We start from the raw sequence: 20301 nt of genomic DNA, 5'->3' as shown, positions 1-20301 counted from the left end.
CGGGAGACGGATGCCTCGGCGCCGCCTCGTCTGGGAAGGATCCACGTGAAGCTGCTGCTGACCTCGGGAGGAGTCACCAACGACTCCATCCGTCAGACTCTCGTCGGCATGCTCGGGAAGCCGGTGTCGGAGTGCGATGCGCTCTTCATTCCCACGGCGCAGTGGGGCCAGCCGATGTGCTCGCCCCAGACGGTGTGGAAGTCGACGGCCTCTCGTTGGCCGGGGGAGTCGAACCTGTGCGACCTGGGCTGGAGGTCGGTGGGGGTCCTCGAGCTCACGGCGCTGCCGACGGTCGGCCGAGATCGATGGGAGCCGTGGGTGCGCGAGGCCGACGTGCTCCTCGTCGACGGAGGCGAGGCGATCTACCTGGCTCACTGGATCCGCGAGTCCGGCCTCGGGGAGCTGCTGCCGGCTCTGACCGACACCGTGTGGGTCGGCGTCAGCGCGGGCAGCATGGTCATGACTCCGCGCATCGGCGAGCAGTTCGTCGACTGGAGGCCGGGGCAGGGCCACGAGACGCTCGGGGTGGTGGACTTCTCGATCTTCCCGCACCTGGACTATCCGGGCTGGAACGAGAACACGACGGAGAGCGCCCGCCGATGGGCGGAGAAGATCGCCGGTCCGGCGTACGCGATCGATGACCAGACGGCCCTCGCGGTGGTGGACGGCGTCGTGACGGTCGTCTCCGAGGGCAACTGGGAGCACTTCGGCGGCTGAACTCGACTGCTGTCGGCTCATCGAGTCACCGCGCTGCGCGGACGCCCCGCGCTCAGGCCATGGCCTCGTGCACGTCGCGCGCTCGAAGGGTGCGGTAGGTGGTGACCGGTCTCGTCGCCAGCACGATCTTGCCGCGTGAGTGGAGTCGGGCCATGTCCTGATACGCGTCGACGATGTCGCTCAGCGGGTAGAGCCCCGAGATCAGCAGACGGAAGGCACCGTCCTGCGCGAGCTGGGCGAGCCGCTGCAGCTGGGTCGTACCGTGCAGCATCGAGTCGGGGTCTTCCCGCAGCAGTCGCAGCTCGACCTCGCGCCGATCGGCGCTCGACCGGTAGCGGCTGTCCGGAACGCCGAGCGCGTCGGCGATGTCTTTGCCGTCCTTGCCGAAGTTGTCGATGAACGCCGTGACCTGCCCCTGCGCGACCTGCCGGATCCGCTCGACCATGCCGTCGCCGTAACGGACCGGGATGATTCCGAGCTGCCGCAGGTAGTCGAAGTTGCGATCGCCACAGGTGCCGATCACTCGCGCGCCCCAGTGCTTCGCCAGCTGCACCTCGATGCTGCCCACGCCTCCGGCCGCAGCCGAGACCACGACGATGTCGTCTCGTCCGATCCGCAACTCGTCGAGGGTGTCCAGCGCGGTCGCGCCGGCGAGGTAGAGCCCGCCCGCGACCTCCCAGCTCATGTTGCGGGGCTTGGGGACGAGCGCCGAGACAGGCACGGTGAGGTGCGTGGCGTGCGCGCCGGTGCGCACGTGCCCGATCACCTCGGAGCCGACGGGAAACCGGCTCTCACCCGGCGGGCGTGCCACGACGATGCCGGCGAAGTCGCTCCCGGATCCGCGCGGCCAGCCGTCGTCCGCCCACGTCTGCTCCTTGCCGTTGCGCAGGAACACCTCCATGTGGTTGATGCCCGAGGTGATCACCTCGACCGTCGCGTGCCCTTCGAGCGGCGGCGGCAGGGTGCCGGAATGCTCTTCGAGCACATCCGCATCGCCGGGGCTCGCGTAGGTGTACCACCGTGCCTGAGTCGACCTTGTCTTGAACATCGTCCTGCTCCGATCTCGCCGTCGAGTCGCCACAGGATTATTCGTCGCCGGCGGCGGAATCGGATGCACCGGCACACGATCCGCGGTCGAACGAGTCAGTGCTCGTCGAGCACGACGAGCTGCTGGGTCGCCCGTGTCATGGAGACGTAGCGATCCACGGCCCCCTCGATCCCGTCGCCGAACGCCGCGGGGTGGACGACCAGCACGAGGTCGAACTCCAGGCCCTTCGCCGTCTCCGGGGTGAGCGACCGCACGCGCGGCTGCGGAGTGAACGTCGCGTCTCCGATCACACACGCGACGCCTTCGTCGTTGTCCTCGAGCCACTCCGCCAGGATGGTGTCGCGCTCGCGCGGGCTCCCGTGCCGGACGGGGATGCCGGTGCGACGGACGGACTCCGGCACGTTCGCGTCCGGGATCGCCGCGAGGATACGGGGGGCCGCCTCGGCCATCACCTCGGCGGGCGTCCGGTAGTTCACGGTGAGCGAGGCGATGTCGACGCGCGTCAGCCCCAACCGGGCGAGGCGCTGCTGCCACGGTTCGCCGAAGCCGTGCCGCGCCTGCGCCCGGTCGCCGACGATCGTGAAGCTGCGCGACGGACACCGAGCCAGCAGCATCTGCCACTCGGCATCCGTGAGCTCTTGCGCCTCGTCGACGACGATGTGCCCGAAGGGGCCGGCCAGGCGGTCGTGGTGGTGCGTCGGAGTCGTCCCGGCATCGGCGAGGCTGTTCTGGGCGTCCTGTCCGCGGAGGATCGACATGACGCTCATCTCGGAGTCGTCTGCAGCGATGAGGTCATCGATCACGCGCTCACGGACTTCGCGTTCCGCCGCACGGACGGCCTCCTGCCGGCGTCGGCGCTCGGCTTCGTGACGATCCCCGATTCGCAGACGTGCGGCGTCCAGCAGCGGCAGGTCCGACGTCGTCCAGGCATGCGCCTCGTCGCGCTGCAAGAGTGAGACCTCGCGGTCGTCGAGCCACGGCGCGCACGTACGCAGGTACCCCGGCGCCGTCCACAGGTCGGCGACCACGTTCGCCGGGTCGAGAGTCGGCCATGCGCGCGTCACCGCTGCCATGAGCGCTTCATCCTGCAGAAGCGCCCGGCGCACGAGCCCGCGCGGCACCTCGTCGTCGTGGTGGTCGATCACGATCTCGAGCACTGCTTCGAGGACGTCTGCGCGGGCGTCGTTGTGAGGGGTCCCCGGCTCGACCGCCGCGAAGGCCTCGGCCCACTCGCGAGGCCCGAGGATGACGTCCGTCCAGGCCGTCTCGACCGTGAGCGCTCGTGCAGGCGGCACCTCGTGATACGCGACGGCCGCCTCGACGGCGCGCACCATGGCGGCGCTGGACTTCAGGGCGGCGACCTCCAGGGATGCCTCGACCGATGCCTCGGCGCCTTCTGGCACGAGATCGCGGAGCGTGCACGACTCGACGCCCTCCTCCCCGAGGCCTGGAAGGACGTCTGCGACGTAGGAGAGATAGGGGTGATGCGGTCCGACGATCAGGACGCCCCCGCGCCCACGACTGAGCCGGGGGTCGGAGTACAGCAGGTACGCGGCGCGGTGAAGCGCGACGACGGTCTTGCCGGTGCCCGGTCCTCCGTCGACGACCAGTGCGCCGCGGGAGTCGGCGCGGATGATCGCATCCTGATCCGCCTGGATCGTGGCGAGGACATCGCGCATGCGCTCCGTGCGACTGTCGCCGAGGCTTGCGATGAACGCGGACTGGTCATCCAGAGCGGCGCGCCGGTCCACGGCATCCGGCGTGAAGACCTCGTCCCAGTAGTCGGTGATGCGTCCGGCCGTCCATCGGTAGCGGCGACGTCGCGCGATACCCATCGGCTCGGCGTGGGTCGCGGCGAAGAACGGCGCGGCGGCGGGTGAGCGCCAGTCGATGATGAGTGCGTGGCCGTCGCGGTGCGTGAGCCCGAGGCGGCCGATGTAGACGGGGTCGTCGCCGCCTTCGGGCACGATGTGGCCGAGGCAGACATCGAGGCCGAAGCGCCGCAGTGCTCGCAGTCGCGACGTCAGCCGGTGCACCTCCAGGTCGCGGTCGAGCGCGGCCTGCCCCTCGCCGAGAGGTCGCCGCCGGGTTTCGTCGAGGCGGGCGGACAGGTCGGCGATCTCGGAGCGGAGACTCCGGGCGACCGTGGTGAAGTGATGCTCGTCCTCGGTGATCAGGCGTGGTTCGGCCTTGGCGGACAGGCGAGCGGGCAGGGCGAAGACGCTGGTGGAGAGGGTGTTCACGAGGGCGGACTCCGATCGAACGGCACGTGCTGCGCTGGGCGTGCGGCAGCACACGGCCGACCAGTATGCGCCCCGAGGGGGGCCTTGCGGCAAGGCCCCGTCCCGCCGTTATCCTGGAAATGCGGGGGTGCTCCGGCTCCCGCCGACAGGGGCCCTCTCGTCGCTCGCCGTGACGCGATCGTTCTGGCTCCCGAGTTCCACTTACTCGTGCTCGGGAAGCAGAGGCGTCGACCACCCGGGATCGCGGCCCATCTGCACGGCCCGGCCGACGGCGGTCGCGCCGAACCGATCGCGGACGGCGTCGAGCACGCCGTCCAGACGCGAACCGTCGCCCCAGTCGATGGGCAGCTCGGGCGGGACGCTGTCGGCCCGTGCCAGCTGCGACAGCGAGATGCCGAGCAGGGTGATGCCTCGCTCCTCGATGTTCGAGCGCGCGCCGGCGAGGAGCCCCCGTGCGACAGTGAGGAGCATCGCCGTGCGATCGGTCGGAGATCGAAATGTCTGCGACCGCGTCGCCTTGCTGAAGTCGCCGTAGCGCAGCCGCAGCACGACCGTGCGGCACACGCGGTCGCCGTCGCGCAGCCGGCGCCCGAGCCGGTCGATGATCTGGGTGAGGATGGCGTCGAGCTCCTCTCCTGATCGCGGGCGGCTGCCGAGCGCGCGCTGGGAGCCGATGGACCCACGGCGGCGCGTGGTGTTCACCGGGCGGGGATCGCGCAGCCGCGCCAGTGCGTGAAGGTGCGCACCGGCCGCCTTTCCCAGCAGCCTCTCGGCGGTGGCGGCTTCGAGGTCGGCGAGTTCGCCCACGGTGTGGATGCCGAGGCGGTGCAGCTTCTCTGCGGTCACGGCGCCGACGCCCCACAGTCGTTCCACCGGCAGGGGGAGCAGGAATGCCTGCTCCTCATCGGGCTCGACGATCAGCAGTCCGTCGGGTTTGCTGACTGCGCTCGCCACCTTCGCGAGGAACTTCGTCCGCGCGACGCCGACCGAGATCGCGAGGCCGACCTCGGCGCGCACGCGCTGCCTCAGCCGTACCGCGATCTGCTCGGGAGGGCCGGTGATGCGCCGAAGCCCGCCGACTTCGAGGAACGCCTCGTCGATCGAGATGCCTTCGACCAGGGGAGTGGTGTCGCGGAAGATGGCGAACACCTCGCGACTGGCCGCCGAGTACGCCTCCATGCGCGGCGGCACGACGACGGCGTCGGGGCACAGGTCGCGCGCCTGGCGTGCGCCCATGGCCGTGCGCACACCGCGCGCCTTCGCCTCATAGCTGGCCGCCAGGACCACGCCGCCGCCGACGATGACCGGGCGGCCGCGGAGCTCAGGCGCATCGCGCTGCTCGACCGAAGCGTAGAACGCGTCGAGGTCTGCGTGGAGCACGGTGGCCTCTCCCCGCATGCCGTCCTCCCGCCGTTCGCTCGACCGCATCGTCCCACGGGCCTCCGACGCGGCCCCCGCTTTCGAGGCATCCCCCCGTTCACCTGCGCTCCTTGCCGGGGCGCTGTCGTTTCCTGCCCGCGCTGCCGAATAAAACGACCGCGCGTGCAGGAGGCGACCGCGCGTGCAGGAGACGACCGCGCGTGCAGGAGACGGCGCCGCAGAGGAAACGACCGCGCGGGCCAGGCATGCGCAGGAACCTGCGTCGCGCGCAGAAGCATCTGCGCCGGGAGCGGGAATCCGCGCGCGACTCTTGATGGGCGAAGCTGTGACCGCTAACATCAAGACGATCGAAGTTGATCGATAAACCCTTGCAGTCCGCGCGGGTTTGTCCCCTGGCTGGAACCCGACCTCGCCCGCCGGCCGCCGAAGGTACGAAGGAGTATCCCCATGGTCCGTCCACCCACGCCCGAGAGAAGATCGCGAGCGGCAGCGTTCATCGCCGCGACGGCGCTCTGCGTCGGCGTCGTCGTCGCCTCGCCGGCAGCCGCCGAGCCCGTCTACGAGGATGTCGTCGATGGTCTCGTCCACCAGTTCAAGCTCGACGAGGGATCCGGCACCGTGATCGCCAACAGCGGCTCCGCCGGCACCGCCGCGAACGCCACGCTGGTGAACGCGGCGAAGGCCTCGTACGACGGCGAGGGCATCCGATTCAATCCCGAGGACTACGCCGACGCGCTCTCCGGGGCGTATGTGCGTCTGCCGAACAACCTCACCGCCGGCATGCAGGCGATCACGGTCGACTACGACATCTGGATCGACCCCGCCAACGTCGGTGAGCACCAGATCTGGAGCCTCGGCAACAAGGTGGCGTGCGACACCGCGGGGGGCCAGCAGGGGCAGCTCTTCTCGTCGAACACGCAGCGTCTGCGGGTCGCCGCAGGAAACGTCAACGTGCAGCAGAACCGTGTGCGGCTCCCCGAGGGCGTGTGGAAGCACGTGACCTACACGCAGACCCCGAACGCCAACGGCACCAGCTGGACCGGCACGCTCTACGTCGACGGCGTCCAGCACGCGCAGTCCGCCACGATCACCACCGCGCCCTCGGTCAACGCGGCCGGCACCAACTGCAACTTCCTCGCCCGCTCGCAGGTGCCCGGCAATTACTCGTTCCGCGGCACGCTCGCGGACTTCCGCATCTACGATCGCGGCCTCAGCGCGGCCGAGGTCACGCAGCGCGCTGCCCAGGGCAACGACGAGGGTGTGGACGCGGATGCCGAGGCCATCGACCTCGGACTCACGAGTGCGATCGTCGAAGACCTCGTGCTCCCGAAGACCGGCAGCGTGGCGGGCTCCTCCATCACATGGACCTCGTCGAACCCCGACGTGGTGGAGGTCGTGACGCCTCCCGCGGTGAACAGCGCGCGCAAGGTGCCGATCCGCGGCGTCATCACCCGCCCTGGGCTCGGGGAACCCGATGCGACCGCGGTGCTGACAGCGACCCTTCGTAAGGGTGCAGCGTCGGTGGCGACGCGGGAGATCCAGATCACCGTGCCCGCCGAGTACGACGACGGGCACTCCGTCGACCGTGACAAGCTCGACCTCGAGCTGTACGAGACCGACAACGTCCGCGGCAACATCACGCTGCCCACCGAGGGCGGCTGGGGATCGCAGATCACCTGGACCTCCAGCACCGAGCTGATCTCGCCGGAAGGCGAGGTGACGCGCCCCGCCTACGGCCAGCCCGCCGTCGAGGCGACTCTCACCGCCACGATCGCCAAGGGCGACGCGAAGGCCGAGAAGACGTTCGACGTGACCGTCCAGCCGCTGCCCCGCGAGGAGGAGTACGAGCGCTACTTCCTCGGCTACTTCAAGGGCGAGGGTCAGGCGGACGGCGAGCAGATCATGTTCGCGACGTCCAACGGGAACACCGCACTCGACTGGACCGGGCTCACCGGAGGCTGGCCCTCGCTGGTCTCGCAGCTCGGCGACCAGGGTCTTCGCGACCCGCACATCGTCCGCTCGCCCGACGGCGACACCTTCTACATGATCGCCACCGACCTGAACTGGTACGACCAGGGCGGCTACGCGATCAATGACACCCAGTACATCGAGGTCTTCGAGTCGAACGACCTCGTCAACTGGACGCCGCAGCGCCACGTCAAGGTCGCTCCGAACGACGCGGGCAACGCGTTCGCCCCGGAGTCGCTGTGGGTCGACGAGATCGGGGCGTACGCGGTGTTCTGGGCCCAGTCGCTGTGGAACGACCCCGTCAACCGCACCGGGCAGGGCAACGCGCAGATGTGGTACAACACGACGCGCGACTTCCAGACGTTCTCAGAGCCGAAGGTCTGGCAGAACCCCGCTCCGCAGTCGCGCATCGACACGACCGCGATCAAGGTGGGCGACGAGTACTACCGCGTCACGAAGAACGAGGCCGGCAACGCCGGCTCCGACATCTTCTCGGAGAAGCACACCGACTTCCTCGACAGCGACATCAACGCGTGGGAGCTCATCGCCCCGGCGCTGGGTCGCACGACGTGGCAGGCGACGGCGGGATACGAGGGTCCGGTGATCTTTGAGGCGAACCCCGGCGACACCGCGTGCCCCGGACAGTTCTACCTGTGGGGCGACCGCTACACCAACGGCGGCGGCTACCAGGCGGCGTGCGAGTCGAACATCGAGGCCCAGACGTGGCAGGCGAAGTCCATCACCATGACCAACGCCGGCGTCCCGCGTCCGCGCCACGGCACGGTGCTTCCCATCACGCTGCGCGAGTGGAACAGCATCCGGGGCATCCCGAACGAGGATGTCGCGACCACGGTCGAGGTGTCGGTCGAGGACGTCCAGGCCGACGAGACCACGGAGGTCACGGCATCCGTCATCGCCGCCGATGGGTTCGAGACCGGTGGACAGGTGCGCTTCAGCGTCGGTGACTGGTCCGAGACGGTGTACCTCGAGGAGGGCACGGCCACGGCGACCATCCCCGCCGGGCTGGCGCAGGGCGAGCAGACGGTGAAGGCCGAATACCTCGGCTTCGACATCCTGCTCGCGTCGGAGGCCACGGCCGCGTTCGAGGTGCTCCCGGCCCTCGAGGCGACCGTGACCGTGGCGGACCGCTGCGTCGGCGGCAAGGTGCTGCTGACCGTGACGGTGAGCAACGACGAAGCCGGCAAGGTCGAGCTCCGCATCGACACCCCGTTCGGCGCGAAGCCGGTGGGAGCACTCGCGGCGGGCAAGGCCCACTCGTTCGTCTTCGCCACCCGCGCCGCCACCATCCCAGCCGGATCGCTGACGGTCACGGTCGCCGCGGTCCAGGGCGAGGACCGGTGGGAGTCGGAGTACGAGGTCGACTACGAGGCGGTGTCCTGCACCCCGTGATCGACACCGGTGGGGGGTCGCCTGTGGCGGCTCCCCACCGGCCGCGCGCCGCCGCTGGCCCGAGAGCGCAGGCGGCGGCGCGGGCCGGGGTCGGGCTAGCGTGTGGAGTCGCGCACCACGAGCCGCGCCGGCATCATCCGGCGTCGCGGCTCGCCGGCCGGTCCGGCGGTGGAAAGCCGGGCGAGCATGATCTCGACGATCGCTTCGGCCATCTCGTCGTTTGCCGGTTCGACCGTCGTGAGGCGGGGCGTCGCGTACTCGCCTGCTCGCACGTTGTCGAAGCCCACGACCTGAACGTCTTCCGGCACCCGGACTCCGCGGTCGGCCAGTGCCCGCAGCGCGCCGAAGGCCGACGAATCGGTCAGCGCGAAGACGCCGTCGAACGTGACGCCGTCGTCGATGACCGCTGCGATCGTGCGGTACCCGTCGGACATGTCCAGACCCGTGTCGAGGATCAGGTCGGCGCGCGCCTCGAGGCCGTGCTCACGGTGCGCTTCGACGTATCCGCGCGTGCGGAGCGTCTGCACGGATTCGCTGCCCGACTCACGCCCGCCGAGCGCGATGACCGCCCGCGCGCCGCGATCCAGGAGGTGCGCCGTGGCGATCCGGCCGCCGCCGACGTTGTCCATGAGCACGTGGTCGAACCGCGTCGACAGCGCGCGCTCGCCGAGCAGGATGATCGGCTTGTGCGGGAGGAGGCGGTTCAGGTCCGCCGACTCGCTGGCCGCGATCGCGAGGATGAACCCGTCGTAAGTCTCGAGGTGGGATGCTGCGAGCGACTCCACTTCGGCGGTGATCGCCCCTCCGGTGTTCTCGGTGACGAACCGGATGCCGTGCTCCGAGAACCGGTGCGAGAGGCGCTCGGCGAGCTCGCCGTAGTACTCGGACGCGAGGATGGGGACGCCCAGTCCCACGATGCCCGTGCGACCCTTGCGCAGCGAACGCGCGCTCTGATTGAGCCGGTACCCCAGTTCGTCGATGACGCGGGTGACACGGTCGATCGTGTCCGCGCCGACGCGCTCGGTTCGTCCGTTGATGACGTTCGACACGGTCTGCGCAGAGACGCCGGCCTTCTCTGCGACGTCCTGCATGGTGACATGCGGGTTCGCGTGCGGGGTGGGGATCTCTTCCATCCGGATTCGTTCGGGTCGGCGCCGTGGGATATGGCGACTCTATCGGCGCCGAGGGCTCTCCCGCGGCGGGCGAACCGCCGGCCGCGGCCGCCCGCGCTGAATGGGCGCTGAGGGGTGGTGATCGTGGGAGCGGATGCCTCGCGTCGATCGGCCGCGCTGGTCGATGCCGTCGCGCGCGATGCTCGGCGGCACGGTTACGACCTGACGATCGTGGGCGGCGCGCCCCGACATCATCGCCGTCGCGGCGGCTGCGCCCGACCTGCGGGGGCACCCGCGTCTGGCGGTGCGGGACTCCACGGGACGAGCCCGCGCGTGACTCGGTGGCCCGCGATGACGAGCAGGAGCAGCATCGGCGCCGTCGCGAGCAGCGCGCCCGTGAAGACGAGCGCGTAGTCGACTCCGAACTCGCCCTGGAGTCCGCGCAGGGCGACCTGCACGGTCTGCGAGCCGGGCGACCGAAGCACGATGAACGGCCACATGAAGTCGCTCCACGACGAGGCGAACAGGAGCGCGGCGAGCACCGCGGCGCCGGGGCGGACCAGCGGGAGGGCGATATGCCGGAAGGCCGACCAGGTGCCGCAGCCGTCGAGCGCCGCCGCGTCGAGGACGTCGTCGGGCAGCGTGGCGGCGATGTGCTGGCGCATCCAGAAGACGCCGAAGGCGCTGGCGAGCCCGGGCACGATGAGTGCCTGCAGTCCGTCCGCCCATCCCAGGGCCGACATCAGGAGGTAGTTGGGGATCACGGCCAGCTGTACCGGGAGCGTCAGCCCGATCAGCGTCACCGCGAACAGTGCCCCACGACCGGGGAACCGGAGCTTGGCGAAGGCATAGCCCGCCATGGCGCACACGACAGCGCCGCCCACGGCGATGCATCCGGAGACGACGACGGAGTTGAGCAGCGCGCGCCCGAACGACACCGACTCGAGCACGGCACGGGCGTTGTCGACGAACCGCGCCCCGGGGAGGAGCGGTGGGGGGAAGGTGGTCGCGGCGTCGGAATCGTGGGAGGCGACCACGAGCAGGAACCAGATCGGGGCCCAGCAGGCGAGCGTGGCGCCCACCGTCACCGCCCACGCGGTCGCCCGTCTCGCCGTCACGTCGTCCACCCGAGACGCTGGAACGCGGCGAAGCCCGCGCCCACCATCGCCGCGGCGATCGCGAAGACGGCCGACGCCACGGCCGCCGCATAGCCGAACTGGAAGTCGCGGAATCCGACCTCGTAGACGAGCAGCGCCAGCGTCTGGCACTGCCGCGTGGGTCCGCACGTGAGCCCCGACGGGTCGGCGAGGAGCGGCTCGGTGAAAAGCTGCAGCGCGCCGACCAGCGAGGTGAGGAAGCTGAACGCGATGACAGGGCGCAGGAGTGGCACGGAGACGAACCGGAACTGCGCCCAGGATCCGGCGCCGTCGAGCTGAGCCGCGTGGAACAGCTCTCGCGGCGCGGCGCGGAGGACAGCGAGCATCAGCAGCGTTGTGAAGCCGAACCACCGCCACACGACCACGGCAGCCACCACGACCCAGGCCGTCCCCGGGGAGGCGAGGAGGTCGACCTCGGCGGCGCCGAGCGATTCGAGGACCCGCGTGAGCAGGCCGTACCGCCGGTCGACGAGCTGGGCGACGAGGATCGCCACCGCCGCTCCGGAGGTCACGTGCGGCACGAGCAGCGAGATGCGCAGGCCGCCCGTGGCGCGCGCGGCGGTCCGGTGGATGAGATGGGCCAAGCCAAGGCCGACGCAGAGCTGAGCGACAGTCGCGGTGACGGCGATCACGAGTGTGTTCACCGTGGCCGTCCAGAACCGCGGGTCCGACGCGAGACGGCCGTAGTTGGCGCTCCCAGCCCAGGTCTGCTCCCCGAGGGGATCCCAATGCCACCATGCAAGCCAGAACGTGGCGACGGACGGAAACACCGCGAAGACCGCGAACAGAACAAGGAAGGGGGCGAGGAAGGCGTAGGGCGCCCACGCATCGGGGCGAGGCATCCGTCCCCCACGCGGTTTTCCGATCAACGCTCATCCGCCGATGCGGACGGCAGAGCGACCGCCACTGCATCGAGCGCCGAGGGCCAGGCGTCCTGCCTGTCGAGCGAGCCCTGCTCGACCGCCGTGAGCGCCTGCAGGAATGCGGTGTTGATCGTCGCAGAAGCGGGGCCCTGGCGGACCGCGCCCATGTCGAGGATCGAGCGGGTGAGCACCCCGCCGATCGCCGAGGACCCGAAGAACGGGTCGGCGAACGACGCGATGTCGTCGTCGGCGTAGGGGGCCCGCGCGGCAGGCAGGGGACCGCCGGCCGCGAAATGCTCGCTCTGCGACGCCGGGGACTGCGTGGCGGCGATGTAATCCCAGGCCGCCTCCGGATGCCTCGACCCGGCCGGGATCGCCAGATAGCTGCCACCCCAGTTGCCCGCGACGCCCGGCACCGACGTCACCCGCCACTGCCCGTGCGTGCCGGGGGCGGTCGACTTGATGACGCGGAGCATCCACGACGGTGCGGCCATCACGGCGAAGTCGCCCCGCGCCATGGCGCCCGACCAGCCGGGCGTGAAGGCGGGCGCTCCCGCGCTGATGCCCGCGGCGTGCGCCTCGAGGGCCATGTCGAAGGCGTCCTTCAGCCCGGTGTTGCGATCGTGCACGAGTTCGCCGGCGTCGTCGTAGTACTTGACCGGCAGCTGGTTCGAGGCGTTCACGAACACCGTCGTGCTCACGTTGTCGACGAATGCCGCATCTGCCCGCTCCACGAACGCCGCTCCGACCTCGACGAAATCCTGCCACGTCGGCCACAGGGCGGCGACGGCGTCCGGCTCGGTCGGCAGGCCCGCAGCTTCGAAGAGGTCGGCGCGATAGGCGAGCGCCATGCCGCCGACATCCGTCGGGATGCCCACGACCTTGCCGGATGCGGTGGTTGCGGCATCCCACGCCCACGGCAGGTATTCCGCCGCGACGTCGCTGCCGGCGAACCCCCGGAGATCGAGGAAGTGCTTCTCGGCCGCGATGAAGCGGGGGAGGTCGTCTGCCTGGATCAGGACGAGGTCAGGCGCTCGGCCGCCCGCGAGCGCCGCGGTGAGGGCGTCGGCCGTCTCGGCGGAGGTGCCGATCTCGCTGAGCTCGATGCGCGCGGCGGGGTTCGCGGCGAGGTAGCGATCGACCTGTTCGTCCTGCTGGATGCCGGTGAACGACCAGAACTCGAGCGTCGCGTCGTCTGCGGGAGCGCCGCAGCCGGGGAGCGCCAGCGCGCCCGCCATGACCAGTCCTGCGCAGCGGAGTGCGCGCCGGGTGGCCGGCCTGCGCCGGTCGTCCGAGCGGTGGCGAGCCTTGTCGCAGCGGGGTCGGGTGCGCACCATGAACGCTCCTTCGCGTCGAGCGGCGATCGACGGGCACGGGTCCGCTCGTGGTTCCTCTCGATCATGCCCGAGTTTGATAGCGCGAACAACTGGGGCTTGTGAGGCTCTACTGTGACCGCTAACATGCCAAGCATCCGTCACTGGAGCCGGCATGCACGCAGCAGTGCCCAGCAGATCTGAGCAAGGGGAACCCTGGCCGGCTTCGACATCCCCCCGCATTCGACGCGGTGCAGGCGGACCAAGGTTGATCGATCAACGAGGAGGAACCTTGACCAACGTGACAACCCATCGTGCGGGCAGACGCCGCAGGATGGCCGGCGTCCTCGGCGCCGCGGTGGCCGCCACGGCGCTCATCGTCAGCGGCTTGGCCGCACCGGCGACAGCAGCCGACGAAGAGCTCATCGTGAACGGCGGGTTCGAATCCGGCGTTCAGGGCTGGTTCGTCAACAACGGCAACGCGACCGACGGCGGCACCCTGTCGATCGTCAGCGACGCCTACTCCGGTGCGTCCGCGATCAGGATCGCGGGGCGCACCACCACCGGTTCGGGTCCGATGCAGGACCTCAGCGGCAAGGTCCAGGCGGGCAAGACCTACAGCATCAAGGCCCGGGTGAAGTACGACAACCCGAGCAGCCCGGCGACCAAGCAGTTCTTCGCCACGATGCACTACGGCGGCAGCACCTACACGAACCTGGCCAGCGTGACACCCGCGCGCGGTCAGTGGGGCTACATCAACTCGACCTTCACGATCCCCGCGAGCCAGAGCGTCGCGACCGCCCGCCTGTTCATCGAGACCCCGTGGACGAGCTCGCCCTCGACCGACCCGAACACGCACCTCATGGACTTCGTCGTGGACGACGTGTCGGTCATCGGCACCCCGCCGCCGCCGCCGCCCTCGAAGACCATCGAGGTCGTCGGCAAGGTCCCCGGAGAGCACAACCCGCTCATCGGGCACAAGTTCGGTGCCGACGGCTTCGGCTACGCCGAGGACGGCCGGGTGTACATGTTCATGACGAACGACACGCAGGGTTACGCTCCCGACCCCGTCACCGGCATCTCGCCGCAGATCAACTACGGCAGCATCAACCAGATCACGCTGATCTCCTCGGAGGACCTCGTGAACTGGACCGACCACGGTGAGATCCAGGTCGCCGGGCCGCAGGGCATCGCGCCGTTCACGAGCAACTCGTGGGCGCCCGGATTCGCCAAGCGGGTCGTCAACGGCCAGGAGAAGTACTTCCTCTACTACGCCAACGGCGGCGGCTCGAGCAACGTCATCACGGGTCAGAGCCCGCTGGGCCCCTGGACGAGCGAGCGCACGAGCACGCTCATCAACGGGTCCACCCCGGGTGCAGAGGCCGTGGCGTGGAAGTTCGACCCGGCTCCGCTCGTCGACAAGGACGGCAAGGCGTACCTGTACTTCGGGGGCGGCCCCGCTTCGACGAGCATGCCCGCGGAGGAGCGCTACAACAACCCGAAGAACATCCGCGTCATCGAGCTCGGTGACGACATGGTGAGCACCCAGGGCTCGGCCATGGTCGTGGACACCCCGGTCTCGTTCGAGGCGGGCCACGTGTTCGAGCGCCAGGGCAAGTACTACCTGTCCTACTCGTCGCACTTCGGCGGGAACGACTTCGGCGGAAACCAGACCCCTCTCCCGGGCTACCCCGGCGGCGGACAGATCCCGTACATGATGTCGGACAGCCCGACGAACTTCCCGAAGGAGAAGTACGTCGGCATCCTCTTCCCGAACCAGTCGCAGTTCTTCGGTGCCGGCACGGGAGGAAACAACCACCAGTCCGTGTTCGAGTTCGAGGGCAAGTACTACTTCACGTACCACGCTCCCACCCTGAACAAGCGGATCAACGGGAACACCACCCAGGGGTACCGCAGCCCGCACATCCAGGAGATGACCTTCAACGCGGACGGCACGATCCAGCAGGTCGTCGGCGACTACGCCGGGGTGGACCAGGTGCGCGACTTCGACCCGTACCGCACGTTCGAGGCCGAGACCTTCGGCTGGAGCAAGGGGATCGCGACCGCCAAGGTGGACGGCGGGTCGGCGCAGTTCGGCGCGGCCGCACCCAACCTCACCGTGAAGGACATCGACAACGGCGACTGGACCGCGCTCTCGTCGGTCGCGTTCGGCGATGCCGGTGCGGCGTCGGTGAGCGTGAAGGTGAAGCCGCTGCAGGCAGGTGGATCGATCGACGTGCGCACGGGCAGCGAGACGGGCGCCGTCGTCGGCTCCATCCCGGTGACCGGAACGGTGGGCGAGTGGACCGAGCTGACCGCCGACCTCGAGGGGGTGACGGGGACGCAGGACCTGTTCTTCACCTACAAGGGAGGCAGCGGCGACCTGTTCGAGCTCGACACGTGGTCGTTCGCCGAGGTCGCCGGACCGTCGCTCGACGTGTCTGTCGACGCCGCCTCGCGTTGCGTTGCAGGCAAGTCGGTGCTGACGGTCAAGGTGAACAACGCCGACGAGGTGCCGGTCACCGCGACGGTGACCACGCCGTACGGCACCAGGACCGGCGTCTCGGTCGCCGCGGGCAAGTCCGCCTCGAGCGCGTTCACCACGCGTCTGGCCAGCGTGTCGGCCGGTGTCGCCGACGTGGCGGTCACGGCCACGGTGGGCGGCGAACAGGTGTCGGCTGCGGTGCAGGCGTCCTTCGCGGCGCACACCTGCGGCTGATGCACATCGGGTGGCGGCCCGGAAGCGGGCCGCCACCCCTCGAACGACGGCGGTGCCGGACGGTCCGGCGTCGCCAGGAATGAGGCGCGGCAGAGACGCCGCCCGACAACAGGAGAAAAGCATGAAGAAGCCAGGAATCATCGCTCGCACGGCTGCGGGAGCGCTGGGAGGGATGCTGCTTCTCGGCGCCGCCGGCGCAGCGGTCGCCGACGAGGTCGGCGATGAGGACGTTCAGGTCAACGTCGACATCGCCGCACTGCCGCCGGTCGGCGCGCTGACCATGAGCGTCGCAGCCGATGCGACATCGCTCGCCGAGGTCCCGTCTGAAGACCCCGAACTCCGCGAGTTCACCGGCGTGCTCCCGACCGTCACGGTGACGGATGACCGCGAAGAGGTGCCAGACGGGGTCTTCTGGTACGTCACAGGTCAGTCGTCCGCCTTCACGGCCGCAGGAGCCCCCGAGCTCGGACCCGAGCACGTCGGATGGAGCCCTCGCCTGCTCACGGAGAACAACGGCGAAGTCGCCGAAGGCCCCGACGTCGGGACGGTCTTCGACGAGGCGCCGAACAATGTCGGTCTCGAGGGCGAGGAGTTCCTGTCTCTCGCGCTCGACTCGGGCGAGGCTCGAGCGATCGGCGAGTGGAAGGCGAATGCCGACCTCTTCCTCAAGACGCCGAAGGACGTCCAGCCCGGCAGCTATTCCGCCACCGTCACGCTGACCCTCTGGGAAGACGCGCAGTAGCCAGGCTCTCGGTTCGGGTCCGGCAGGCGGAGCGTCCGCCGGGCCCGATCCCCCCCCGACCCCTTCGCCGAGCCGACCGCCCGGCGAGTGAACCCCGTCGCGCAGACGACTCGCCGCTGCGCTCACGTCCTCGATGAAGGAGCCCACCGTGTCCATCTCACCCGTCGGGTCACCGCAGCAGCGGACCCACCAGGACCGGGGGAGCCGCCGCCTCGCGCGCGGATTCCTCCGCCCCCTCTCGATCGCCGGCGCCGCCGCCGTCGTGGCGAGCCTGCTGCTGGCAGCACCGCCCGCTCTCGCCGCCGACCCGTGGAATCCGGACTCCGGATACACCTCGAGCGACAAGGGCGACGGCACCTACAGCGTTCCCCTGTTCAACGCGGACGTCCCCGATGTCTCCGTCGAGCGGATCCCGGCCAGTGAGAACGACGAGGGTCGCGACATCTACTACATGATCAGCACGACGATGCACCTGAGCCCCGGTGCGCCGATCATGAAGTCGTACGACCTGGTGAACTGGGAGATCGTCAACTACGTCTTCGACCGCGCCGACATCAGCGACTCCTTCTCGCTGCGCAACGGCCGAACCTCGTATGGGCAGGGGCAGTGGGCCTCTTCGATTCGCTACCACGAGGGCAGGTGGTACGTGGCCTTCAACACCAACAACCTCGGCGGCTCGTACCTCTACACCACCGATGACATCGACAACGGCAAGTGGGATCGGGTCAAGCTCCCCGGCACGTACCACGATCCGTCGCTCTTCTTCGATCTGGACGGCACGCCGTACATCTTCTACGGCTCAGGATCGACCAGCGCGGTGCGCCTCAGCGCGGACTTCACGCAGGTGCTGCAGACGTACTCCCAGATCATCCGGCCGGCGGACTACCCCGGCGCGCCGGTCGGGGGGCTCTTCGAGGGCGCCCAGGTTCAGTACATCGACGGCAAGTACTACATCGTGATCATCACGTGGCCGTCGGGCCAGGGGCGTCAGGTCGTGCTGTTCCGCTCGGACCACCTGCTCGGCCGGTACGCCACGGCGGACGGAAGCAACCCCTATGAGGCAAAGGGCGTGCTCAACTCCAACGGGTGGGCGCAGGGAAGCCTCGTGCCCGTTCAGGGAGAGGGCGGCGACCTCGACTGGCACGGCTTCTTCTTCCGCGACACGTTCCCGATCGGTCGCATTCCCGCTCTCATCCCCGCGACATGGGGCGCTGACGGGTGGCCGGTGTTCGGCAACAGCGGAAGCGTGCCGGTCGGCGGCTCGTTCCAGAAGCCGATCCGCCTGAGTCCTGAGGAGGAGCTCTACGAGCGGCAGAAGAGCATCGTCGCCTCGGACGACTTCGACAACGATGCCCCGCACCGCGCGTACATGGACGAGGACTGGACCATCCCGCAACCACCGAACGTCGACCCGTCGCTCGTGGGTGTCGAGCTGTTCAGCAACCCCGGCTTCGAGTCCGGCACGGAGGGGTGGATCGCGAACGACACCGCGACGCTGTCCGCGTCGACCGATGCGTTCACGGGAGCCGGGTCGCTTCAGGTCACCGGCCGCACCACGACAGGCTCCGGCCCCGCGCAGGATGTGAGCGGCAAGATCCAGCACAACGTCACGTACGACGTCACGGCGAAGGTCAAATACGAGAATCCGAACAGCCCCGCGACGAAGCAGTTCCTGATCACGGCGCGCTACGGGACCAGCACGTTCACGAACCTCGCAAGCGTGACGGCGACGCGTGGTCAGTGGGCGACGATCTCGGGAACCTTCACCGTTCCGGCTTCGCAGAGCCCGTCGTCGATGCGGCTGTTCATCGAGACGCCGTGGACGAGCAATGCGAACGCGCAAGCGGCACCCGACACGCACCTCATGGACTTCACGGTCGATGACATGTCGCTCAAGGGTCGCCCCGTCACCACGGAGCTGCCGCACCCCGACGAGATCGCCCCGAACGGGTCGCGGCTCGCGCTGCAGTGGGAGTGGAACCACGCTCCCGACAACCGGTACTGGTCTCTGACCGACCGGGACGGCTGGCTGCGCCTGACGACCGGCAAGGTCGTCACGGGCAGCACGCGGCACGACAAGCTCACGAACGACGACGAGGCCGCGTACCTCGAAGAGGCGCGCAACACGCTGTCCCAGCGCACGTTCGGACCCCGGCAGTCGGCAGAGACGAAGCTCGACATCTCCGCCATGAAGAACGGTGATGTGGCAGGGTTGGCCGCCTACAACCGCGGGTTCTCCTACGTCGCGGTCAAGCGCGTCAACGGGGTGAACACGGTCGGCGTCGTCAACCGGGTGCAGCCGTTCACGGCATCGATCGACCAGGCCGCGATCGAGGCATTCGTGCCGGGAACGACGGCCGCGCTCGGCGCGGCCACCGAGGTCCACCTCAAGGCGGACCTCGACTTCGCCAGCCCGGCGGGACAGCTGTGGACGACGTTCTCGTACAGCCTCGACGGCGTGACGTGGCAGCAGCTCGGCAGCCGCGTCGGGCCGCAGTCCCTCGACGGCACCCTCACCCACTTCATGGGGCATCGCGTCGGCCTGTTCAACTACGCCACGCAGGAAGCCGGCGGCCACGTCGACTTCGACCACTACCTGCTCAGCGACACCCTGACGTCGCAGAACCTGCCGCTCGACAAGAGCGACCTGAACGCGGCGATCGCGCACGCGGGCACTCTCGACGAGGGCGATTACCCCGAGGCGGAGTGGGCGGAACTCGAGGAGCTGCTGGCTGAAGCCGAAGCGGTGAAGGGCGCGACGGTGGGTACGCAGAACCAGATCGATGCCCCCGAGCGCGCGCTCAGCCTGCAGCTGGCGCGCCTCGGGACGGTGAAGGACGAGGCGCTGGATGTCTCCGTCACGGCGGCGACGCGGTGCGTTGCCGGCAAGGTCGTGCTGACCGTTCAGGCGACGAACGGCGAGGAGGTGCCCGTGGCGCTGTCGATCTCGACCTCGTACGGCACCAAGTCGGTGGCGTCGCTCGCAGCAGGGAAGGCGACGGCCAGTGTCTTCACGACACGACAGACGGCGGTCCCGGCGGGGACCGCGACGGTCGAGGCCTCGGCCACGATCGGCGCGCAACCCGTGACGACGTCCGTGGAATCACCGGTGGACGCCCGCTCCTGCGGCTGATGTGATCGCGTGGTGGCCCGCCCGTCCGGCGGGTCACCACGCCACGTCCTCCCGAGGCGGAGCGACTCCGGATCACCCCGGCCGGGCGATGGGATGGACGCGGTCCGTCGGGACAATGGACGCAGGCATCCGATCCCGCGGAGAGGACGACGACGTGGCTGAGATCGACGGCACCTGGGCAGTCGAGGTCGCAACGCTCGCGGGTTCGAGACGGTACGACCTCACGCTGGCGACAGAGGGCGTCGTCCTGACCGGTGTCGCCGTGGGCGTTGCCGGGCCCGTGCCCATTCGCAATGGGACGGCGACCGGCGACACCGCCGAATTCGTGATCGAGAATGCGGCGCCGCTGCCGACGTCGCTCGTCTTCGAGCTTCGCATCATCGGGAACCGGCTGACGGGCACGGCGCAGTCCGGACCGTTCCCGCCGATGTCGGTCGTCGGCACGCGCACCGGGTAGGACCCCGGCCCCGTCTTCGGGGAGCGCCGCGCTGTGACT

Annotated in this window: 13 protein-coding genes; 6 read left to right on the top strand and 7 right to left on the bottom strand. The window is 69.5% G+C overall.

All coding sequences use genetic code 11. The features are described 5' to 3' along the window. Positions 1-45: 45 nt before the first annotated feature. On the top strand, positions 46-717 hold the full coding sequence (locus HF323_RS07885) for a Type 1 glutamine amidotransferase-like domain-containing protein (protein WP_169582004.1): 672 nt from the start codon (positions 46-48) through the stop codon (positions 715-717). A 52-nt stretch (positions 718-769) separates the two neighbouring features. On the opposite strand, the gene HF323_RS07880 is transcribed toward HF323_RS07885, so the two are convergent. The 3 genes from HF323_RS07880 to dinB form a co-directional block, all read right to left on the bottom strand. Then, the gene (locus HF323_RS07880; RefSeq protein WP_169582003.1) at positions 770-1765 is read right to left on the bottom strand and encodes an NADP-dependent oxidoreductase; all 996 of its coding nucleotides are present in this window, start codon (positions 1763-1765) and stop codon (positions 770-772) included. 95 nt (positions 1766-1860) lie between these two features. Then, positions 1861-4008: an RNA polymerase recycling motor ATPase HelR gene (gene helR, locus HF323_RS07875; RefSeq protein ID WP_169582002.1), complete on the bottom strand. Its 2148-nt coding sequence runs from the start codon at positions 4006-4008 to the stop codon at positions 1861-1863. Between the two features lie 201 nt (positions 4009-4209). Next, complete coding sequence (dinB, locus tag HF323_RS07870) at positions 4210-5406, bottom strand: DNA polymerase IV (RefSeq protein WP_169582001.1); 1197 nt, start codon at positions 5404-5406, stop codon at positions 4210-4212. Between the two features lie 429 nt (positions 5407-5835). On the opposite strand from dinB, the gene HF323_RS07865 reads away from it, so the two are divergent. Beyond that, positions 5836-8766 (top strand): immunoglobulin-like domain-containing protein, encoded by a 2931-nt coding sequence (locus HF323_RS07865; RefSeq protein ID WP_169582000.1) that lies wholly within the window; start codon positions 5836-5838, stop codon positions 8764-8766. A 95-nt stretch (positions 8767-8861) separates the two neighbouring features. Here HF323_RS07865 and HF323_RS07860 read toward each other — a convergent pair whose 3' ends face one another. The 4 genes from HF323_RS07860 to HF323_RS07845 all read right to left on the bottom strand — a co-directional run bounded on the left by HF323_RS07860 (position 8862) and on the right by HF323_RS07845 (position 13235). After that, the gene (locus tag HF323_RS07860) at positions 8862-9899 is read right to left on the bottom strand and encodes a LacI family DNA-binding transcriptional regulator (RefSeq protein ID WP_169581999.1); all 1038 of its coding nucleotides are present in this window, start codon (positions 9897-9899) and stop codon (positions 8862-8864) included. 230 nt (positions 9900-10129) lie between these two features. Continuing rightward, positions 10130-10996, bottom strand: coding sequence for a carbohydrate ABC transporter permease (locus tag HF323_RS07855; protein WP_211160327.1), 867 nt, complete (start codon positions 10994-10996; stop codon positions 10130-10132). Continuing rightward, positions 10993-11877, bottom strand: coding sequence for a sugar ABC transporter permease (locus HF323_RS07850; RefSeq protein WP_169581997.1), 885 nt, complete (start codon positions 11875-11877; stop codon positions 10993-10995). The genes HF323_RS07855 and HF323_RS07850 overlap by 4 nt, the downstream gene beginning before the upstream one ends. Before the next feature lie 23 nt (positions 11878-11900). After that, positions 11901-13235, bottom strand: coding sequence for an extracellular solute-binding protein (locus tag HF323_RS07845; RefSeq protein ID WP_169581996.1), 1335 nt, complete (start codon positions 13233-13235; stop codon positions 11901-11903). 277 nt (positions 13236-13512) lie between these two features. On the opposite strand from HF323_RS07845, the gene HF323_RS07840 reads away from it, so the two are divergent. The 4 genes from HF323_RS07840 to HF323_RS07825 all read left to right on the top strand — a co-directional run bounded on the left by HF323_RS07840 (position 13513) and on the right by HF323_RS07825 (position 20262). Next, entirely contained in the window at positions 13513-15930 is a 2418-nt protein-coding gene (locus HF323_RS07840; RefSeq protein ID WP_317451030.1) for a family 43 glycosylhydrolase, read from the top strand. A gap of 121 nt (positions 15931-16051) precedes the next feature. Next, positions 16052-16672, top strand: a complete 621-nt coding sequence (locus HF323_RS07835) for a hypothetical protein (protein ID WP_169581995.1) — start codon at positions 16052-16054, stop codon at positions 16670-16672. Positions 16673-16820: 148 nt separating this feature from the next. After that, positions 16821-19805 (top strand): family 43 glycosylhydrolase, encoded by a 2985-nt coding sequence (locus HF323_RS07830; protein ID WP_211160325.1) that lies wholly within the window; start codon positions 16821-16823, stop codon positions 19803-19805. Positions 19806-19959: 154 nt separating this feature from the next. Continuing rightward, positions 19960-20262, top strand: coding sequence for a hypothetical protein (locus HF323_RS07825; RefSeq protein WP_169581993.1), 303 nt, complete (start codon positions 19960-19962; stop codon positions 20260-20262). Positions 20263-20301: the final 39 nt, after the last annotated feature.

Source organism: Microbacterium sp. MF43 (assembly GCF_012847295.1).
In the GTDB taxonomy this organism is placed as follows: domain Bacteria; phylum Actinomycetota; class Actinomycetes; order Actinomycetales; family Microbacteriaceae; genus Microbacterium.
This window is presented reverse-complemented; position numbering and strand designations above follow the sequence as displayed.